We start from the raw sequence: 20,471 nt of genomic DNA on the forward strand, positions 1-20,471 counted from the left end.
CTGACATCCTAATCAATATGCGCTGTTTCTGCTTATCGTTAGGTATCATCTCCTAGGCTTCCAGCGATCCTTGCTTGGCCTTAGTATATCGGGTTGTGTTTTTGTCCATACTTCTCTCTATCAAAAGATATTCACATAAAGCAGCTTGGGCTGCTTTATTTTTGCCTCAATTTTACCCCAGACAACCCCCAGCGCGCGCGCTCGACCCCACGCCGCGCCTGCGCGCTTTATCGAATGAAAAGAACGCAGTTACTCAGTTTGATAAACTCAGGCCTGCAGCAGGGGCAAGCGGAAAGATCGCTAAGCGGAAAACTACGCAAAACTACGCAAAAACGATCTGAAAAGGATCAGACAGCCTTAAACTTGTCATGCAGCTTATGAGGGTAGAGCTGGGTGTAGACTTGCCAAAGAATATTTAAATTTCTATGCCCTGTTACCTGGGCGACTTCCTCAATGGAATAACCTGCTTCAAACAATCGGCTGGCTCCTTCACGCCGTAGATCATGGTAATGCAGATCAGTGATGCCAAGGGCATTGCGGACACGTTGAAATCCAGCAGTGACAGATTTTTCGTTGTAGGGGAATATCCGGTCGTCGGATTTAGGCTGCCGTTTAATAATTTTGAAGGAGTCACCAAGCAATGGCACTACCATGTGGTTCCCATCTTTTTTGCGCGGGTCTTTCCTATCACGAACGATCACGGTCTTATTCTTTTCATCTAAATCGCGCCAGGTGATCCGGCAGACTTCGCCAATGCGCATACAGGTTAAGATACTGAAATCAAGAATATCGACAAAAGGGATAGCGCCACCGTGAGCATTGCCCATACGTTGACGTAGGCCTTTTCGTAATTTATTCAGTTCATCAGTGGTCGGGCGTCTGGTACGTTTTTGGCTTTTGCCGACGAGCTTCATGTCTATTAGAACGGGAACTGCTTCTTCAAAAACTTGCCAGTTAGCCTCTATATCCCAAACCGCTTTTGCTTTTTTCATCACGCTGCGAAGATATGCCACATCATGGTAAATAGTTGCAGGCCCCGCGCCAGCTTCTCGGCGATTTTTACAGTGCTGGATAATGTCAGACGCTTTGAGCTGATCAGTGCGCACTTGAGCAATATCGCAGTCCATTAACATCTGGATCACGTAACGCTTTGTTCTGCCGGTATTACTCCATAGATCATGATCCTCATAGAATAAATTCAGCAGTTCAAAAATGGTGCTAGTTTTGTGCTGTTCTGTAATGGCCTCGTTTTCAATTGCTGTACAGCGTAAAATGCCCCACTCTTTAGCAATCTGATGCTTGCCAAAAGTCTTGGACTCGCTGCGACCATCAGAAGCTCTAACTAAGCACCGATAACGAGTATCACCCTTTGCGGTTTTGCGGGGTTGAATAGTGTAGTTAGCCATATCGTCCTACTTTTTATGGATCATATGTGGATCATACTACATCGGAAAACGTAGCAAAATATGGCAAAATAGCGCAAAAAGTGAGTAATTGACCATTGCAGAAAACCACTGAAAATAAGGCTGAAAGCCGCATTATTACTGATATTTCACGGAATAGACGGTTCAGCATTGCACCGATGCTGGATTGGACTGATAGACACTATCGATACTTTGCTCGATTGATGTCATCGCAAGCCTTGCTGTATACCGAAATGGTGACAACGGGTGCCATTTTATTTGGTAAAGGGGATTATCTGGCATATAACGATGCGGAACATCCGTTGGCGTTGCAGTTGGGCGGCAGTGATCCACAAGCGCTGGCGCAATGCGCGCGACTTGCCGAGGGACGAGGTTATGATGAGGTCAACCTGAATGTGGGTTGTCCTTCAGACCGAGTGCAGAATGGTCGTTTCGGGGCTTGCTTGATGGCCGAGCCACAGTTGGTGGCGGATTGTGTCAATGCGATGCGGCAACAGGTCAGCATTCCAGTGACGGTGAAAACCCGTATTGGTATTGATGAGCAAGATTCTTATTCGTTTCTTACCGACTTTGTCGGCCGAGTAAGTGAGGCTGGCTGTGATACTTTTATCATTCATGCCCGCAAAGCTTGGCTTCAGGGATTGAGTCCGAAAGAAAATCGGGAAATTCCGCCGCTGGATTACCCGCGTGTATATCAACTGAAGCGAGATTTTCCGGCGCTGAATATCAGCATCAATGGTGGAGTTAAGCGTTGGGAAGATATTGCCGAACATCTGTCACAACTCGATGGTGTAATGGTCGGCCGTGAAGCCTACCAGAACCCTTATTTGTTAGCCGAAGTTGATCAACGGCTGTTTGGCAGTGATAAAGCGCCACTGAACCGTGATGAGGTGGTGGAGGCGATTTTGCCCTATGTTGAGCAACATTTGCAGTCCGGTGGTCGTCTGAACCATATTACTCGGCATCTCACCGGACTTTATCAAGGTGTTGCTGGGGGCGCAGTTGGCGCCGTTATCTCAGTGAAAACGCTCATAAAGCTGATGCTGGTATTGAGGTGCTGTTAGCGGCCAGGAATAGTGTTTATCAACGCTAACGACAAAATTTGGCGAAAATTGCTACAGATCTGGTGATTCTCGCCATTCCATCCTTATCTTTCTCTTTGGGTTTTATTTTTAAGTCTAAAAAATAAAATAAACCTGTTATTAAACATGATGTTATTTAATATTTTTCAAGTTGGCACATAGCTTGAATTATCTCCTGCGAACGCTGAAACAATTCAGCTTAACTGGAAAAGGATGACAATCATGAAACGCTTAACTTCTACATTTGCTGTAACTGCTGTCCTGGCTGGGAGCCTGATGTGTAGCACTGCCATGGCAGATGACAATTTGCCTAGCCAAGACGCCGTATTATCAGCGGTAAGCACTACTTTAACCGTACAAGCCCAAGAAATATTGCACAGCGCTAAAGCTGAAATCATGGCTTCGCTGCAGCGGGAATTAGGTAACAGTATCGCGGCAGTCACTGATGAATTGGTACAAGAAACACTGGATACCATTGCAGAAACTCCCGCAAATAACGTTGCGGTAGCCGATTTAACTGCCAAGAAATAACGCTGTTGGACTTGCTGTGCTACAACGGATTTCGGAGTAACCAATGAGATTAGAACAACGTTTGCGTGATCCGAGTAAGTGGATCTGTGGCTTGTGTGGTCAATTAGCCAGTGACCTTGGATGGTCTGTTTTCTGGCTGCGACTTGCTTGGGTGGTTATGACACTGTTGTCACCGCTGTGGGGTGTAGTGTTGTACATCGCAGGTGGGATTGTTTATCCCAAAATAAGGAGTTAGCTGATGAAGCGTTATCGGCGTTACCGGCGGCGCCCGCAATTTCTGGTGTGGGGTTTTGTCGGTGTGCTTATCTTGCTAGCAATGGTCTTTGGTCATAGTGGCGCAACCATGTTATTCGACCCCTCTGGTCTATTATGGTTGGATGATGGTATCTGGACCTTATTATTAGTGGGGCTAACCGCGCTGTTGTTATTGTTGTGGATCTTTGCTGCATTCAGTTTGATGGCGTTAGTGGTTGTTATTTGTAGTGGTGTGGCAATCGTGATGTTGCTGAGTGGTTTTTCACTGTTATGGCCACTGTTGTTATTGGTGCTGGCCGCTTGGGGCGTAGGTAAAACATTGCAGACAGACAACCAAGCTTGAGTTGGCCGCTTTTTCGAGAGTAGCCACCTCAAGCCTGGTTCGTATGGGTAATTAAAGACTAACGCTGCAGAAATTTTAGGAATGTTGCTCTAGCCTGCGGGCTTTGCAGTCGTTCGCCAAAACATGCCAGTTCTTGTTGCATCTGCTGTTGCAGGGCTTGCTTGCCAATGCGCATTAACGCCTTAGTTTGCTGTACGGCATTGGGTGATTTCGCCGCAATTGTTACCGCTTGGCTTAACGCAAAGTCATATAGCTGGCTTGCGTTGACAACCTGGTTGACGAGTCCCAACTGATGTGCCTGGACAGCGTCAAAACTGGTACTGAGTAGCAGCAGCTCCGCCGCTTTCTGATAGCCCACCAGCTGTGGTAACAATAGACTGGCTCCGGCTTCAGGCACTAGTGCTAAGTCAACAAATGGCATTTTAAAACGGGCGGTTTCATCGGCATAAACCAGATCGCAATGTAATAGCAAGGTGGTGCCTATGCCAATCGCTGCACCACTGACTGCCGCCAACAACGGTTTTTTTAGCTCGGTAAGGCAATATAAGAAGCGGACGGCGGGATGTTCTGGTCCTAGATCGGGATGTTGCAGAAATTCAGCAACATCGTTGCCAGAAGTGAAGCAATCGCTGTTGCCACATAGCAGGAAAGCATGGATGCCGTTGTCGCTGTCCCCCTGGATCAGGTATTCTGTCAGTTGCTGGTACATACCGAGGTCGATTGCATTACGTTTGTCCGGGCGGTTGAACTTGAGAACCCGTACTCCTTGAGTGTCGTGAACCTGGATAGTGGTCATAATATCTGCCCTGATAGTTAGGTTGCCTGATCCGCAGTGTAAGGCATGGCGTTAGATATTCAAACACTTGTTTGATTTTCTCTTGCGGTATCAACGAGTGATGTACTTTCGTGTGTCGATCAGCGCTAGCAATCGCCGCATGTCACATAAAGGAGAATGCACAGGATGCAAGCAAAGTGGAAATATGCTGCCGGAACTGCCGTTTTATTGGCAGCCGTATTGTATATAGTGAGTGTCTGGTGGAGTGTGGAGCCGGACGTGCTGGAACCGCAGGTGCTTAACGATAGCAGTGGTCAGCCAGTGATTGGTTACGCTACGACAACAGCACTGATCGACACCATCGACACTTTGCTAGATAAGCCGGGTGGCTGGTTGTCCAATGACGTGATGCCGCCTTCGGTGATGATGGACAATATGCCAGCATTCGAGTTTGGTGCGCTGGAGCAAATCCGCGATTTAGCATTGGTGATGCGTAAAGAGTTTAGCCGCTCTCAGTCCCAGTCAACGGCCGATAAAGATCTGCTTGAAGCCCATTCTAAACTCAATATCGATCACACTAGCTGGTTAGTTCCCAGTGCTGAAAGTGAATATCGCGATGCTGTTAAACTGCTGAAACTGTATCGTGCCCGCATGGCTGACTCGCAAAATAAAGATGCTCAGTTCTACGCGCGTGCTGACAATCTAAATGAGTGGTTGAAAGAGGTACAAAAACGCCTAGGCAGCCTGTCACAACAATTGTCTGCCAGTGTCGGTCAGGAGCGGTTAAATACCGATCTTGCGGGCGATAGTGCGGCGCGGCAGTCAACACCAGCGCAATCCCAAATGCAGGTAAAAACCAGTTGGTGGCAGATTGACGATGTGTTTTACGAGGCGCGTGGCTCCACTTGGGCGCTACTGAATTTTATGAAGGCCATCGAAGTCGATTTTGCCGATGTATTGAAAAAGAAAAATGCCGAAGTGAGCCTGCGGCAGATTATTCGTGAGTTGGAGTCCACCCAACAAACCGTGTGGAGTCCCATTATCCTCAATGGCTCAGGTTTTGGATTTGTGGCTAATCACTCGTTAGTGATGGCTAACTATGTCTCTCGCGCTAATGCGGCGGTGATAGATTTAACCAATTTACTTTCACAGGGTTAAGTGATGAAAAAAACGTTGATGGCAATGGCGGTGTTGGGATCTCTAACGGCTACCTCTGTACCGGCCGCCACAGTGCTGGGATTTAAGGTCGGTGGCGATTATTGGAATGCGGATGCCAGTGGTACATTTGCAGAAAAAGGTCAGCCACAACAGGAATTTGGCTATGATTCTTCAGCGCGTTACAGTTTATGGCTGGCGATAGAACATCCAATTCCATTTTTGCCAAACCTGAAGATCCGCGAAAATCATCTGGAAGAAGATGGCACGTTAGCTGATGCCGATATGTCATTTAGTGGTATTCACTATACCGGCGAAACCTACACTAATGTTGATTTGGGAAATACCGATTTTATTGGCTATTACGAGCTGCTGGATAACGACATTCTGTCATTGGATGTGGGCGCCGCATATAAGAAGTTTGATGGCTCAATTCGTGTCTATCAGGGCAGTAAATCGGCGACTTTAGAGTTGAGTAAAGGGGTGTTTATGGGGTACGCCAATGCTGAACTTGGACTACCGGGCTCCGGGCTGTTTGCCTATGCAGACATTCTGACCGGCATTGATGAATCCAGTGTTTATGACTATCAGCTAGGGCTTGGTTGGCAGTTTGATGGGATAGCGTTGGATACCCGAATTCATGCGGGCTATCGTACTTTCAACTTTGATGTTAATGATTTTGATGGCGCCAGTGCTGACATGAAGTTTGATGGTGTTTTTGCCGGTGTTGAAGTGGTTTTTTAACACTACTAAAGTTATAAAAAAACCGCCAAATGGCGGTTTTTTTATATTCGGCGAGCTTACTGCTGCGGCTGTGCTTCAGCGGTCAGGCCATTGTTAATGCCAACGACATCGTTTTCATTCAATGTACCTGCGGCTTGTTTCAGCGCCATCACTGAGTTGATGTAGCTGTAACGAGCGCTGGCAAGCTGACGCTTGGCGTTATACAGCGTTCTGGTGCTGTTCAGTACGTCTACAATCGTACGTGTACCCACTTCAAACCCTGCTTGGGTAGCCTTGAGTGCACTTTCAGAAGAGATCACTGACTGTTCATAAGCCTTGATAGAACTGATGGCAGCGGCAACATCGTTGAAGTCGCTACGCACGCTCTTGATCACCTGACGGTGTGTCTGTTCCAGTGCTTGGCTGGCTTCGACATAAGCGAACTGTGCCTGTTTGACCTGAGACGTTACTTTGAAACCTTCAAAGATAGGGATGCTCAGATTCAACCCCACACTGCTCTGATCGTAGTCAGGTTGGCTAGCACCATTGGTGTTTTGATCCAGCCCTTTAGTGTAACCGGCACTCAAACTCACAGATGGCAGATGACCAGCTTTGCGCAGTGTAATTGTTTCTTGGGCAATATCCTTGGCAATTCTGTCTGTCAGCAATGACAGTGAACTATCTTCAGCAATTTTTTGCCATTCGTCAGTTTTACTTGGCGTTGGCATAGAAGCTGAAAAACGTTGGGTATCCAGTACTTTCAGATCTGAGTGATCTAGCCCGGTGATTTCACGCAATGCTTCGTAACTGTTGGTCAGTTCGTTCTTAGCTGAAATCACAGACGCTGTTGCTAAGTCATACTGGGCTTGTGCTTCATGGACATCGGTAATCGCGGTCAAACCAACGGCAAAACGCTGTTTGGTTTGTTCCAACTGCCGCTCAATCGCACGCTGTTCAGCAATCTGATAAGCGTAGGTATCGTTAGCCAACAACACGTTGAAATAAGCCGTGGTCACCCGAGTGATAAGGCTTTGCAGTGATGTTGCATAAATGGCATCAGCCTGAGAGGCGGCTTTTTCAGCCAGACTCAAACCGACCCAAGCGGAGTGATTATAGATCACTTGACTCAGAGAGACGCTACCGGTCAAACCCCGAGTATCATTACCTGGATCTAGCCATGCTTTATCATAACCGACGGAAGCACTGATACTTGGCAGCAATGGTGCACGGTTTTCTTCAATGGCTTCATAAAGCTGGTCGCGTTGCGCTTTAGCCTGCAAAACCACCGGATCATTAGTGAGTGCCTGCTGGTAAATCTGAAGCAAATCGTCGGCGTGCGCTGAATGTGCAGAAGCAGCGAGCGTTAACGCCGCGCATAAAGTGCGGATCTTGAATTTCATTAGCTGTCCTTATAGACAAACACCCTGTACAGGTGGTTTAACTTCGTTAGACTGTTAATGCCTTAAAAAGGCGGTTTGCGCTTCCCGACGCTTCCCGATACAGCAAAACTTGTTGGCAGAAATACTAAAAACCATCTGATTTCCAGTCAACTCCGAAGTGTAACAGATTTTATGAATTAATGATGCAGCTCAATTGTGACGAAAGATCTGTGGCAGTGGAGATAAGTTATGGCAGAAACGGAGCAATAATGAAATCTGAAAAATTCTCCAAAAATGATATTGAGGTTTTAGGCAAAAGAACACTTTATTCCGGCTTCTTTTCTATGGAAGAATACCGCTTCCGTCATCGCTTGTTTGCTGGTGGTTGGAGTGGTGAGGTGCGCCGCGAAGTATTTGAACGTGGGCATGCGGTAGTGGTATTACCCTACGATCCGCTGACAGATCTGGTCGTGCTGATCGAACAGTTGCGCTTCCCCGCGCTAATGACTACTGATTCACCTTGGTTGCTAGAATTGGTCGCCGGTATGATTGAGCACGGTGAAACCCCGGAGCAGGTAGCCCATCGAGAACTGCTGGAAGAAAGCGGCCTGCGGGCAAGTAGTATGCAACTGGTTAACAGTATTCTTTCCAGTCCGGGGGCTGTACCGAACGTTTTTATTTTTATTGGGCGGCAGTTGATGCCAGCCAGGCCAATGGGGTACATGGCTTAGCCTCCGAGCATGAAGATATTCGGGTGATGGTGTTACCCAGGCAGCAAGCTTATGCCATGACCACCGATGGGCGTATTGACAATGCGTCGACGGTTTTAGGGTTACAATGGTTGCAGCTTAATTACCAACAACTGATGGATTCGGATGCAAAAAATAAAAGATAAGTATCAACCGGATGTCAGCCGCTTTCTGGCGTTGTGTGGGCGTAATTACGCCCATATCGCCCGTTGGCTACCCGAAGATTGTCACACAGGTGCAAAGTGGCAAGTGGAAGGGAATTTTGGTTGTTTGGATGTCAGCTTATTGGAAAGCACGCCCTATACGCAGGTGGTGAGTATTTCGCGGCCAATGGCTGGCGCCACTATAGTGCCAGTGCCACAAGTTACTGTAAGAGTTTATCATGATGCTAAATTAGCAGAAGTGTTAAGCAGTCAACAGATTTCCCGACTGCAGCCAGTGTACGATTATCCAAATCTGCATATGCATCATCGGAATGAAAAGTATCAGGTTAACGCCTTTCTGGAGGAGTTGTTGAAAATCGACTGTCGTGCGCGCCTTGTTTGTCAGTCATAGTATTGGGTAATCAATGTGCTGAAAGAGGCTATCACTTATCGTATTCCAAAGGATCATAGCGTACGCATAGTGCAGATTACCGATCCTCACCTGTTTGCCGATGCGGAAGGGCATTTGTTGGGTGTCAACACTGCCAGTAGTTTTGAAGCGGTTATCAATACCATCAAGGCGCTCAGTTATCCGGCAGATCTGTTGCTGGCAACGGGCGATCTCAGCCAGGACTTTTCGGGCGAGTCCTATCACAATTTTGTTAAAGCTATCTCGCCGCTCAATCTCCCCTGTCATTACCTGCCGGGTAACCATGACGACCCGCGCATAATGCACCTGCATATGCAGGGAAAGCAGATTTTTGGCCAACGACGGATATTGGCGGGTAATTGGCAGATTATTTTGCTGGACTCGACCGTGCGGGGAAAGCCGGGCGGCCATTTGGCCGAAGAAGAGTTTGCCATCATTCGTAGTGCTATTGAGACTGCACCTGAATTGCACGTCTTACTGGTGATGCACCACAATCCGATAAAAGTGAACTGTGCCTGGCTCGATCAACACTGGATGGATAACGGTGATGAATTTTTGCAGCAGATGGCAACATTACCTCAGGTGAAAGGCATGCTGTGGGGGCATGTGCATCAGCAGCTTGATAGTCATTATCAAGGCGAGCATCAGCCAATTGCGTTGATGGCAACGCCGTCCACTTGCATCCAATTCAAACCGCAATCGCCCTATTTTGCACTGGACGTGCTGCAACCTGGCTACCGATTGCTGGAGTTGCGAGCAGATGGTAGCATGCTGACCAATGTGCACCGAATCCCCGGCGAGCGTTTTGCCCCAGATATTCAGGCGAGTGGCTACTGATCTGTTCCTCAGCGTGGCTGCCAGTGTGAGGAACTATGCTGCTCTACATTCACGGTTTTAACAGTTCTCCCGATTCCGATAAAGCGAGAGTGACCAAAGCGTATATGCAGCAACGGTTTCCTGAACTGCGTATTGAGGCGCCACAGTTGCCCAGTGCACCACAGCCTGCTATGGCCTTACTGCAAAATATTACGGAACAAGCGCTGGCCGCTGGCGAAAAACTGTGTGTTATCGGTTCATCACTCGGCGGCTATTTTGCCAGTTGGCTAGTTCAGCAGTATGGTGGACGAGCCGTGCTGGTTAATCCGGCAGTAAAGCCCTACGAATTATTTGAAGATTATCTCGGGCCTCAATTTAACCCTTATACCGGCGAACACTATCAACTGTTGCCGGAACATCAGCAACAGTTGCGGCAATATGATACACAGGTCATTCTCAATCCTGAGCGATTTTTGGTACTGTTACAAACCGCCGATGAAGTGTTGGATTATCGTCAGGCATTGGCGAAATACCATTGTTGTGAGATGCTGCTGGAAGCTGGCGGCAATCACAGCTTTATGGGCTATGGCGATAAGCTGGATGTGGTGAGTCGCTTTTTGTGCTTGCCTTGACAATCAGATCTGTGCGGCCCACGATGGCCGGAAAAATAAAAAAGTATACGCTATGACAAATCAATACACCTCCGATGCCATTGAAGTGCTGAACGGACTAGATCCGGTCAAACGTCGTCCTGGCATGTATACGGACACCACGCGGCCCAACCATTTGGGACAGGAAGTGATCGACAATAGTGTCGATGAAGCGTTGGCGGGATTTGCCAGTAAAATTGATGTGATTTTGCATCCAGACAACTCCCTGGAAGTCATCGATGATGGCCGTGGGATGCCGGTGGATATTCACCCAGAAGAAGGCATCCCAGGGGTTGAGTTGATCCTCACCAAACTGCATGCCGGTGGTAAATTTTCCAACAAAAACTATCAATTTTCCGGTGGGTTACACGGTGTAGGTATCTCAGTGGTCAATGCGCTGTCAAAGCGGGTTGAAGTCACCGTTCGCCGCGATGGTCAAGTCTATGATATTGCCTTTGAGCATGGCGATCGTGTTGAAGCTTTGCATGTCACTGGTAGCTGTGGGCGCCGTAATACCGGCACCCGTGTACAGTTCTGGCCAGAAGCGCAATATTTTGATTCTATTAATTATTCCATTAGCAAACTGACTCATTTGCTGCGTGCTAAAGCGGTGTTGTGTCCCGGTTTGCGCATTCGTTTTGTCAATAAACAGTCGGGTGAAGAACAAGAATGGTTCTATGAAGCCGGTCTTACCGATTACCTAAAAGATTCAATTAAAGATGCGCTTACATTACCGGAAGAGCCGTTTGTGGGCAGCATCAGCACTAAGATTGAAGCTGCCGATTGGGCCATTACCTGGTTGCCTGAAGGTGGCGAATGTCTCAATGAAAGTTATGTCAATTTGATCCCCACTCCGCTGGGCGGTACGCACGTGAACGGCTTTCGGCAAGGGTTGCTGGAATCCATGCGTGAGTTTTGCGAGTTTCGGAACCTGATCCCCCGTGGCGTGAAACTGAGCCCAGAGGATATTTGGGATAAAGCCTCATTTGTGCTGTCGGTCAAGATGCAAGACCCGCAGTTTGCTGGGCAAACCAAAGAGAAGCTGTCGAGCCGTCAATGTGCTGCTTTTGTGTCTGGCATTGTGCGTGATGCTTTTAGTCTATGGCTTAACAGCCACACTGACCAAGCCGAACTGTTAGCTGAAATGTGTATCAGCAATGCACAGAAACGCTTGAAATCCGCTAAGAAAATTGCCCGTAAGAAGGTCACCGCCGGGCCCGCATTACCAGGAAAACTGACGGACTGCACCAGCCAGGACAATCATCGTACAGAACTGTTTTTAGTGGAAGGTGACTCGGCCGGTGGTAGTGCTAAGCAAGCGCGGGATAAAGAGTTTCAAGCCATCATGCCGTTACGCGGTAAGATCCTTAATACCTGGGAAGTTGACGGTTCGCAGGTATTGGGCTCGCAAGAAGTGCACGACATTTCCGTGGCTATAGGTTGCGATCCAGACAGTGATGATATTTCTGAGTTACGCTACGACAAGATTTGCGTGTTGGCAGATGCCGACTCTGATGGTTTGCACATTGCGACCTTATTGTGCGCATTATTCTTAAAACATTTTAAAATCCTGGTTGAACAAGGACATATTCACATCGCGATGCCACCACTTTTCCGTATCGACATAGGTAAAGAGGTGCATTACGCACTGGATGAAGAAGAAAAACAAAGCATCCTCAGCCGTATTGCGGCAGATAACAAAAAAGGTAAAGTGCAGGTGACTCGATTCAAAGGGCTGGGTGAGATGAATCCACTGCAGCTTCGGGAAACCACGATGGATCCCAATACCCGTAGATTGGTACAACTGACGATTGATGATGTCGAGGAAACTGTGGCAATGATGGACATGTTGTTATCCAAAAAGCGGGCTGGCGATCGCAAGTCCTGGCTGGAGACTAAGGGAGATCTGGCCGAGTTTTGAGTGCACGAATGCCTGAAACCAAGAGCAAAGGCAAGGTTATGATGAATTTCTGTAACAGAATCGGCAGGAAGGCCGGTGCAGGTTTGTTACTGCTGGGAACTACTTTCGGCTACGGGACGGCTAATGCCGCTCAGTCAGTTATGATCACCGTTACCAAGGGCTTTGGCGTTTCCCTGTATGCCACCGAATTAGGTGATGCCAAACAGATTGCGGTCGGTGATCAAGGCACGCTATTTGTTGGCTCGCGCAAGAGTGGCACTATCACCGCGTTGGTTGACAGTAATAACGATGGCCGCGTGGATCGTCGCTATCTGATCGCAAAAAATATGGAATATCCAGAAGCCTTGGCATTTCATAATGGCGATCTATATGCCGCGCTGGATGATCGTATCGTCGTGTTTAACAATATTGAACAACGACTGAAGCGGCCAAGCCGACCCAAGGAAATTTATGATCGCCTGCCTGGTAAAGGCAGTAAGAGTACTCGTGGCATTAAATTTGGCCCTGATGGGCGGCTGTATATTTCAATCAGTGCGCCCTGCAATGTATGCGAACCTGTCGTGCCTTTTGGCAGCATCATTGCGCTGAATGTAAATACCGGTGAATCGCAGCAGATTGCGACTGGTATTCGTCAGGTAGTGGGTTTCGACTGGAATCCGCTCGATAACAAACTGTGGTTTGCTGACAGTAGCCGAGAATGGATGGGCGATAATATTCCGCCCGATGAGATTAATCGCATTGATGCCTCAGGTGAGCATTTCGGCTTTCCATATATACACGGTAAATCGATCAAAGAACCCGCTTATAACCAGCCGAAAAACCTCAAGATTGAGCTGCCTGTGTTTGAGCTGCCGGCACATGTCGCCCCCATGGGATTACTGTTTTATAACGGCACGCAATTCCCCAAAGAATACCAGCAGCAGATGCTGGTCGCAGAAAATGGTTCTTGGAACCGTTCCAGTAAAGTGGGTTACCAGATTGTGCTGTTAAAAATGGACGGCGATAAGGTGGTCAGCCGTTCTACCCTGGTGAGTTTTCTTGATGGAGAGTTCCCGGTGGCACGCCCTTACGGTTTGGCATTAGCTCCCGATGGCTCGGTGTATATTTCTGACGATCTAAAAGGCAACATCTATCGACTGTTTTATAAAGGCAATAGTGCAGATGAAGCTGATGAATAACAATCATAACTACGGTACAGGAAAACTATCATGAGCGATCCGTTGGCCCTGAGTATGGATGGCGTGGAACAGATCCCAATGCGGCGTTTCACAGAAGATGCCTATCTCAATTACTCCATGTACGTCATTATGGACCGCGCCCTGCCTCATATAGGTGATGGCCTTAAACCAGTGCAGCGGCGCATTATCTACGCGATGAGCGAACTGGGGCTGTCTGCCACTGCTAAATATAAGAAGTCTGCTCGTACTGTGGGTGATGTTCTGGGTAAATATCATCCTCACGGTGATGGTGCCTGCTATGAAGCCATGGTGCTGATGGCGCAGCCGTTTACTTATCGTTATCCGCTGGTGGACGGGCAGGGGAACTGGGGCGCGCCGGATGATCCTAAATCCTTCGCCGCGATGCGTTACACCGAGGCGCGCTTGTCGCGCTTTTCAGAAGTGCTGCTCAGTGAATTGGGTCAAGGCACTGTGGATTGGGGCAGCAATTTTGACGGAACACTGAAAGAACCCTTGGTGTTACCCGCGCGTCTGCCACATATTCTGCTAAATGGCATTACCGGTATTGCGGTGGGCATGGCCACCGATATTCCGCCCCATAATGCTCGCGAATTGGCCTTGGCTTGTATTGAACTACTGGACAATCCCGCCGCCGATCTGCCGCGGTTGATGGAGTTTGTTCCCGGCCCCGACTACCCGACCGCCGCTGAAATTATCACTCCGCCGGATGAGATTAGTAAAATCTACGAATCTGGTCGTGGCAGTATCAAAGCCCGCGCCGTATACGTTGTGGAAGATGGTGAAATCGTGGTGACCGCATTGCCGCATCAGTCCAGTTCCAGCAAAGTGCTGGAACAGATAGCGGCGCAGATGCAAGCCAAGAAACTGCCGATGGTGACCGATCTGCGTGATGAATCGGATCATGAAAATCCGGTACGACTGGTCATTGTGCCACGTTCAAACCGGGTGGACTGTGCACAACTGATGGCACATCTGTTTGCCACTACCGATCTGGAAAAAAGCTACCGTATCAATCTTAACGTCTTAGGATTGGATGGCCGGCCACAGGTGAAGGGCCTGAAGCAACTGCTGACGGAATGGTTGACTTTCCGTACCGCCACTGTTCGTCGACGTCTGGAATTTCGTTTAGATAAAGTTTTGTCCAGACTGCATATTCTCGAAGCCTTGATGATCGCCTTCCTCAATATTGATGAAGTCATTGAGATCATTCGCTTTCACGAGGAACCCAAAGCAGAATTGATGCGCCGTTTCAGCCTCAGTGATAAACAGGCAGAAGCCATTCTGGAATTGAAACTGCGGCATTTGGCCAAACTCGAAGAGATGAAAATTCGTGCCGAACAGGACGAATTGGAAAAAGAGCGCGAACATCTGCAACTGTTGCTGAGTTCAGAACGTCGTCTCAAGACTTTGATCAAGAAAGAGTTGCAAGCCGATGCTGATACTTACGGTGATGACCGACGTTCACCGCTGGTGGTGCGTGCAGAATCCAAAGCCTTGTCTGAACAGGAGTTGGTTCCTACCGAGTCTGTTACCGTCATTCTTTCGGAAAAGGGCTGGGTGCGTTGCGCCAAAGGCCACGACATCGATGCCGCCGGGCTCTCCTATAAAGCTGGCGATAATTTCCTGTGTGCAGCTATGGGGCGTAGCAATCAGCAGTCAGTGTTTATTGACAGTGCTGGCCGAGCGTTTTCTACCGAGACCCATACCTTGCCCTCTGCCCGCAGCCAAGGTGAGCCTATCACCACCCGCTTTAATTTAGTGCCGGGTGAAACCATGGAACATGTACTGCTCGGTGATGATGACAACAAGTTCCTCCTTGCCAGTGATGCTGGCTATGGATTTATTTGTGAATTCAAGGAGATGGTTTCACGTAATAAAGCGGGTAAAGCGTTATTGAGTTTGCCTGCTAATGCCAAGGTATTAACTCCGCAACGTCTGGAAAGCGGTGTGGATTATTCTATCCTGGCCATTACCAACGAAGGACGAATGTTGTTGTTCTCGGTAGATGCGCTGCCACAACTGGCTAAAGGGAAGGGAAACAAGATTATCGGTATTCCCTCAGAGCGAGCAAAACTGCGGGAAGAACTGTTGACGCATCTGTCTCTGGTGCCACAGGGCGCTAGCGTGACCTTGTGGGCTGGCAAACGTAAGTTGACATTGAAGAGCAGCGATTTGGAATATTATCGTGGTGAACGTGGGCGCCGTGGTGCCAAATTGCCAAGAGGATTACAGCGGGTAGACAGTGTTGATATCAATCAGGATGCACCAGTGGAAGATCCCAGTAGCGATGTTCCGCTAGAGAATGACTGAAACATAACGAAAAGCCGCATTCTCTGCGGCTTTTTCATTACTAAGAATTGACGTCAAGCGACTTCGTAGTAGTTAGGTTCTAGATCTAGTTGCTGTTGGATGATCTGCATTGCCATACGGCTACACTTACCGCACTGATCACCAACACCTAAACGCTGGCGAACTTCTTTAAGGCTGGTATCTCCTTGGCTGACGGCCTGTCTGATCTGAGTATCCGTAATGGCGTGGCACAGACAAACGTACATAACTGCTGAACTCCGGAAGCACTGAAGAGTGGAATTGCTTTTATTATAAATAAAAATAGTTATCAATAACAATACTGTTTGTTTAAATTTCAAACTAGATCACGTCAGGTTATCAAATTTACATAAAATTCATTATGTTACAGTTGCTGTTGTTATCAGGAATCGCATTACCGCCAGCAATATTAGTAGCCGCGATTGAAATCAACTAGGTATTGCAGTGGTTGCTGGCACCGCCAACGCTGGTAGTTATCGGCAAAAATTTGCACCACTTGTTTTGGAAAGCTCGGTGCCGAAATATGCGGTGTAATGATTGCGTTGTTCTGCCGCCATAAGTCGTGATTGGCTGGCAGCGGCTCTTGTGGAAATACATCCAGGATAGCGGTGACATCAGGACGGCTGAGTAGCAATTCATGCAATGCAAGTAAGTTGATAGCACTGCCTCTGCCGATATTAAACAGTAATGCGCCTTGTTTCAGGCAATTAAGGCGTTCTGCACTGAGTATTTCCGTGGTGGCAGCCGATGCTGGCAAGGTATTGACGACCACATCGGCGTCTGCCAACGCTTGTGCTAGCTCAATTTCACTAATGATTTGATGGAACGATGCTGTTGGGCGACCACTGCGATTCATGCCGATGGTTTTCATACCGAAATGTTGCGCGGTGGTGGCAATGTGACTGCCGATAGACCCGGTGCCTAACAGCAACATGGTTTGGTTCTGCAAACTCCGATATGCCGCCGGTGCCCATAACCCTTGCTGCTGTTGCTCTCGGTACAACTGCTGTTGCCGACAGTGTGCTAACAGATAACCAAAAACGTATTCACTCATCAATGGGCCAAAAATCCCTTTGATATTGCTCAGTTGATAATCTTGACGACTCTTGGACGTAAGCAATTTATCCACCCCGGCAAAAGTCGATTGCAGCCACTGCAGTTTGTGGGCGAGAGGTAATAACGGCGCTGCTAGCGCAGGTTCGGCTAACCAGATATCAGCTTCGCAAATTGCGGTAGGCGCGTCATCCAGTAACATCAGCTCCGGTAATGCCAGTTGTTGCAGTAATGTCTGATAGTGGCAATTTTCACGGGTAAGCAACAGTAACTTGTGAACCATTTCTGATACCTATATGCTGGCAACCATCTACGACCAGAGCTTGTTATAAGATGCATTATCTTGTTGAATATTTAACCAAACTTGGCGCTATGCTGCATCCTTGGCTGAGCGAAATTGCCACCGCTATGGTTGCATGTATCGTGCTGGTGTTTGGTGCCGATGTAAACCGTTGGTTGCGGCGTCAGCTAGGTGCCCGCAACTTTGTTGTGCGCACGCTGATTTTCATTGTGCTTAACGCGTTTGGCTACGGCATGTTAATTGTTGTTGCTAGTCCTTGGCTTGCCAGACAATTGGCCCACATGCCAGCGATGTGGATGTTTTTACTGGTGGTTGCCACCTTCATTGTGGTGGGGAGTTGGGCGCAGCGTAATAACCAAAGCTGAGTTTACTCAAACCAATCGCTGTAATTCTCTGCGCCAGTCTCCGCAAGGACTTGCTTGGCCTTATCCGGAAAATTACTGAAAATGCCATCCACACCAAGCTGTCTAAGTGCGCGAATATCCTCTACATCATCAACGGTATAAACATGTATCTTTAGACCGCGCCTATGAGTGTCGGTGACCAGTTGATGACTGATAAAGTTGATATCCACATGCAGTGCCACAGCGTCTAAGGCACTGGCGCAGGCCGCCAGATCTTCAGGAATACTGGCCAGCAATGGTGCAACATGGGCCTCTGGATACTGTAACTTTACCTGGCGTAGGTAAGGGTGGTTGAAGGAGGAAACCAATAATTGTTCAGGACGATATCCGAGCTCGTTAAGATACTGAGGATATTGCGCCAGAAATGGTGCCACACAACCAATCCCTTTCAATTCAATATTGACCAACAAACGGCGATTCAGCGCTTGTAGCACTTGTTTGAGTGTCGGGATCGGTTCACCGCCTACGCGTAACTCGGCAATCTCTTGCAGTGTTTTACGGTGGATGAGGCCACTGCCACTACTTTTGTGAGCCAACTGCCGGTCATGAAACACCAGCAGCTCACCTTCCACATTATGTACATCCAGCTCTACCGCATCGGCACCTAGCTCTGCTGCTAACATCATCGCCTTGAGGGTGTTTTCTGGCGCATAGCCACTGGCACCACGATGTGCAAAAACCAACATATTAGCCTCTCACAACCACATCAGCCTTTTATAGTGATGTCGATAGCCCCAACATCACAGTACTTCCGCTCAGATTTCAGTGCTGTCAGCAATCTTGGCAAATGCTGCTCCCATACGGGTAACTGCTTCTGCTTCAACACCTTCGGCAAATTCTGCTAGTGCATCTTTGGCAAACAGCAACACCACTGTGCTACCGAGTTTAAAACGCCCCATCTCTTCGCCCTTACGCAGGGTGATGGCTTCGTCGCCCTGAGTGTCATAATCCCAGACGAACACCTTATCACCGGCCGGTGGTGTAACCGTGCCAGCCCAGATGGTCTCAATACTAGCGACTATGGTAGCACCTACCAGCACCATCGCCATCGGGCCAATGCGAGTTTCAAAAATTGCGACCACCCGTTCATTGCGGGCAAACAGCCCTGGCACATGGCGGGCGGTCAGTGGATTGACGGAAAACAGTTCACCGGGAACATAGATCATCTTTGACAGCACGCCATCAATCGGCATGTGAATGCGATGATAATCCTTGGGGGCAAGATAAATGGTCGCGAAGTCTCCGCCGTCAAAACGGGCGGCAACTGCATCTTTCCCCCAGCAAGGCTAGCGCGCTGTAGTCGTGTCCCTTAGCCTGAATGATCCTGCCATCGACAATGGCGCCACATTGGCTAACGGTGCCGTCTACCGGATGGGCCAGATACTGTGGGTCATCACACAGTGGCCGGACTCCCGCTGTTAACGCTCGGGTAAAGAATGCATTGAAACTGCGGTAATCTTCGGCATCAGTAATCTGCGCTTCGGCCATATTGATGCCGTAATGTTTGATAAACCAGCGAATGGCGCTAGTTGTCAACGCACCTGCTTCCGCAGCCGCCAATTTGCCAACCACTCTTGAAAGTAGATGTTTGGGCAACAGGTATTGCAGTGCAATCTTCAGTTTGTCCAAGGTATAGTTCCTTCTTTACGAGGTTTAAAAATCATCGACACCAGCGCGGAACTGGCGTGCATGACGCTGTTCATCAAGACTGGCAATAATCCGGTGGTAGTTGTTAAAACGCTCCCGGGCGATTTTGCCCTGCTCGACGGCTTCTCGCAATCGGCAGCCGGGGTCGTCCAGATGTTTACAATCGCGGAATTTACAGCCGCCGAGATAATCACGAAATTCCACAAAGCACCAGCTAACGCGCTCGGCATTAAGATGCCACAGGGCAAATTCCCGGACACCGGGAGAATCAATCAGATCGCCACCTGATGGCAGGTGCAATAGTTTTGATGTTGTCGTGGTATGTTGACCCAGCCCAGAGTTGTCTGACACATCGCCAATCAGCAGCTGAGCATTGGGTAACACCGCATTGATCAGTGACGATTTCCCCACGCCTGACTGGCCGGTAAAGATGCTGACCTTGTCATCCAGCAAAGCTTTTAACTCTTCAATGCCAGCGCCAGTGCGGCCACTGGCTTCATACACATGGTAACCAATAGCGCGATACTGCTCTAACGCTTTATCAATTGCGGGAGCCTGTTCTTCCGTCAGCAAGTCAATCTTGTTGAGCACTATCACCGGCGGAATACCACAATCTTCAGCGGCAACTAGGTAACGGTCAATGATCTGGCTGGAAAATGCTGGGACGACGGAAGAGACAATCAGGATCTGATCAATATTAGCCGCCACCACTTTCACACCGTCATAAAGATCGGGGCGGGTAAGGCTAGAGTGGCGCTCATGCACGGCTTCCACGATCCCTGGAATTGTGTGATTAGCATCAATCGCTTGGCGAAAAACCACCTTGTCACCACACACCAAACTGCCAATAGTACGGCGCAGGTTACAGCGTACGAGCTCACCGCTGTCTGTTTCCACATCAGCATGTTGGCCAAAGCGCGATATTACCGTGCCTTCCTGTTCTGGCCCCAGCAGATTATCCTGTAATTCAGTGGCTGTAGTCTCAGTGCTATTGCCGCGTTGCAAACGTTTTTCATGATTTGCTTTCATACGGCGCAACTGGCCATGGGTCAGCTTCTTTTTGCTCACGGATACCTTGGTTTGTTGACTGGCTTAAAAAAGCAGTATGATACACGGTCTTGAATAAAAAAGCCTGAATATGGCAGCTGGGAGAAGGGTGCACT

General features: G+C 48.6%; 19 protein-coding genes and 3 pseudogenes. 14 read left to right on the top strand and 8 right to left on the bottom strand.

Going from position 1 to position 20,471, the window contains the following annotated elements; translation table 11 throughout:
• Positions 1-347: 347 nt before the first annotated feature.
• Positions 348-1,406 carry a tyrosine-type recombinase/integrase gene (locus KHX94_RS12325; protein ID WP_213680869.1) on the bottom strand — a complete coding sequence of 353 codons (1,059 nt, stop codon included), beginning with the start codon at positions 1,404-1,406 and terminating at the stop codon, positions 348-350.
• A gap of 176 nt (positions 1,407-1,582) precedes the next feature.
• Here KHX94_RS12325 and dusA point away from each other — a divergent pair.
• The 4 genes and pseudogenes from dusA (at position 1,583) to KHX94_RS12345 (ending at position 3,635) form a co-directional block, all read left to right on the top strand.
• A pseudogene (gene dusA / locus KHX94_RS12330) lies at positions 1,583-2,517 on the top strand (tRNA dihydrouridine(20/20a) synthase DusA).
• 211 nt (positions 2,518-2,728) lie between these two features.
• Positions 2,729-3,037, top strand: coding sequence for a hypothetical protein (locus KHX94_RS12335; protein ID WP_213680870.1), 309 nt, complete (start codon positions 2,729-2,731; stop codon positions 3,035-3,037).
• 43 nt (positions 3,038-3,080) lie between these two features.
• Positions 3,081-3,272 (top strand): PspC domain-containing protein, encoded by a 192-nt coding sequence (locus KHX94_RS21830; protein ID WP_213680871.1) that lies wholly within the window; start codon positions 3,081-3,083, stop codon positions 3,270-3,272.
• Positions 3,273-3,275: 3 nt separating this feature from the next.
• Positions 3,276-3,635 (top strand): hypothetical protein, encoded by a 360-nt coding sequence (locus KHX94_RS12345; RefSeq protein WP_213680872.1) that lies wholly within the window; start codon positions 3,276-3,278, stop codon positions 3,633-3,635.
• 58 nt (positions 3,636-3,693) lie between these two features.
• Here KHX94_RS12345 and KHX94_RS12350 read toward each other — a convergent pair whose 3' ends face one another.
• Positions 3,694-4,431: an enoyl-CoA hydratase-related protein gene (locus tag KHX94_RS12350; protein ID WP_213680873.1), complete on the bottom strand. Its 738-nt coding sequence runs from the start codon at positions 4,429-4,431 to the stop codon at positions 3,694-3,696.
• Between the two features lie 165 nt (positions 4,432-4,596).
• On the opposite strand from KHX94_RS12350, the gene KHX94_RS12355 reads away from it, so the two are divergent.
• Both KHX94_RS12355 and KHX94_RS12360 read left to right on the top strand, forming a co-directional pair.
• Entirely contained in the window at positions 4,597-5,568 is a 972-nt protein-coding gene (locus KHX94_RS12355) for a DUF2333 family protein (protein ID WP_213680874.1), read from the top strand.
• A 3-nt stretch (positions 5,569-5,571) separates the two neighbouring features.
• Positions 5,572-6,309: a TIGR04219 family outer membrane beta-barrel protein gene (locus KHX94_RS12360; protein ID WP_213680875.1), complete on the top strand. Its 738-nt coding sequence runs from the start codon at positions 5,572-5,574 to the stop codon at positions 6,307-6,309.
• A gap of 56 nt (positions 6,310-6,365) precedes the next feature.
• Here the strand turns inward: KHX94_RS12360 and tolC are convergent, their stop codons facing one another.
• A complete protein-coding gene (gene tolC, locus KHX94_RS12365) occupies positions 6,366-7,688 on the bottom strand; it encodes an outer membrane channel protein TolC (RefSeq protein WP_213680876.1) in 1,323 nt (440 codons plus the stop codon).
• Positions 7,689-7,936: 248 nt separating this feature from the next.
• On the opposite strand from tolC, the pseudogene nudF reads away from it, so the two are divergent.
• The 7 genes and pseudogenes from nudF to parC all read left to right on the top strand — a co-directional run bounded on the left by nudF (position 7,937) and on the right by parC (position 15,885).
• Positions 7,937-8,562 (top strand): annotated as a pseudogene (nudF, locus tag KHX94_RS12370) (ADP-ribose diphosphatase).
• The gene (locus KHX94_RS12375; protein WP_213680877.1) at positions 8,543-8,971 is read left to right on the top strand and encodes a DUF1249 domain-containing protein; all 429 of its coding nucleotides are present in this window, start codon (positions 8,543-8,545) and stop codon (positions 8,969-8,971) included. The pseudogene nudF and the gene KHX94_RS12375 overlap by 20 nt, the downstream one beginning before the upstream one ends.
• Before the next feature lie 15 nt (positions 8,972-8,986).
• Positions 8,987-9,826, top strand: coding sequence for a 3',5'-cyclic-AMP phosphodiesterase (gene cpdA, locus KHX94_RS12380; RefSeq protein WP_213680878.1), 840 nt, complete (start codon positions 8,987-8,989; stop codon positions 9,824-9,826).
• A 35-nt stretch (positions 9,827-9,861) separates the two neighbouring features.
• Positions 9,862-10,437 carry a YqiA/YcfP family alpha/beta fold hydrolase gene (locus tag KHX94_RS12385; protein WP_213680879.1) on the top strand — a complete coding sequence of 192 codons (576 nt, stop codon included), beginning with the start codon at positions 9,862-9,864 and terminating at the stop codon, positions 10,435-10,437.
• Positions 10,438-10,489: 52 nt separating this feature from the next.
• Entirely contained in the window at positions 10,490-12,376 is a 1,887-nt protein-coding gene (parE, locus tag KHX94_RS12390) for a DNA topoisomerase IV subunit B (RefSeq protein ID WP_213680880.1), read from the top strand.
• Between the two features lie 140 nt (positions 12,377-12,516).
• Positions 12,517-13,554, top strand: coding sequence for a PQQ-dependent sugar dehydrogenase (locus KHX94_RS12395; protein ID WP_244859450.1), 1,038 nt, complete (start codon positions 12,517-12,519; stop codon positions 13,552-13,554).
• Positions 13,555-13,584: 30 nt separating this feature from the next.
• Positions 13,585-15,885, top strand: coding sequence for a DNA topoisomerase IV subunit A (parC, locus tag KHX94_RS12400; RefSeq protein ID WP_213680881.1), 2,301 nt, complete (start codon positions 13,585-13,587; stop codon positions 15,883-15,885).
• 53 nt (positions 15,886-15,938) lie between these two features.
• Here the strand turns inward: parC and KHX94_RS12405 are convergent, their stop codons facing one another.
• Together KHX94_RS12405 and KHX94_RS12410 are read right to left on the bottom strand one after the other, a co-directional pair.
• Positions 15,939-16,130 carry a bacterioferritin-associated ferredoxin gene (locus KHX94_RS12405; RefSeq protein WP_213680882.1) on the bottom strand — a complete coding sequence of 64 codons (192 nt, stop codon included), beginning with the start codon at positions 16,128-16,130 and terminating at the stop codon, positions 15,939-15,941.
• 182 nt (positions 16,131-16,312) lie between these two features.
• Positions 16,313-17,239 carry a D-2-hydroxyacid dehydrogenase gene (locus tag KHX94_RS12410; RefSeq protein WP_213680883.1) on the bottom strand — a complete coding sequence of 309 codons (927 nt, stop codon included), beginning with the start codon at positions 17,237-17,239 and terminating at the stop codon, positions 16,313-16,315.
• Between the two features lie 50 nt (positions 17,240-17,289).
• On the opposite strand from KHX94_RS12410, the gene KHX94_RS12415 reads away from it, so the two are divergent.
• Positions 17,290-17,622 carry a DUF3392 domain-containing protein gene (locus tag KHX94_RS12415; RefSeq protein ID WP_213680884.1) on the top strand — a complete coding sequence of 111 codons (333 nt, stop codon included), beginning with the start codon at positions 17,290-17,292 and terminating at the stop codon, positions 17,620-17,622.
• Between the two features lie 2 nt (positions 17,623-17,624).
• On the opposite strand, the gene KHX94_RS12420 is transcribed toward KHX94_RS12415, so the two are convergent.
• The 3 genes and pseudogenes from KHX94_RS12420 to rsgA all read right to left on the bottom strand — a co-directional run bounded on the left by KHX94_RS12420 (position 17,625) and on the right by rsgA (position 20,376).
• Positions 17,625-18,347, bottom strand: a complete 723-nt coding sequence (locus KHX94_RS12420) for a glycerophosphodiester phosphodiesterase (protein ID WP_213680885.1) — start codon at positions 18,345-18,347, stop codon at positions 17,625-17,627.
• A 69-nt stretch (positions 18,348-18,416) separates the two neighbouring features.
• Positions 18,417-19,290 (bottom strand): annotated as a pseudogene (gene asd / locus KHX94_RS12425) (archaetidylserine decarboxylase).
• Between the two features lie 24 nt (positions 19,291-19,314).
• On the bottom strand, positions 19,315-20,376 hold the full coding sequence (gene rsgA, locus KHX94_RS12430; RefSeq protein ID WP_213680886.1) for a small ribosomal subunit biogenesis GTPase RsgA: 1,062 nt from the start codon (positions 20,374-20,376) through the stop codon (positions 19,315-19,317).
• Positions 20,377-20,471 lie beyond the last annotated feature (95 nt).

Origin of the sequence: Shewanella dokdonensis, from assembly GCF_018394335.1 — a bacterium.
GTDB lineage: Bacteria > Pseudomonadota > Gammaproteobacteria > Enterobacterales > Shewanellaceae > Shewanella > Shewanella dokdonensis.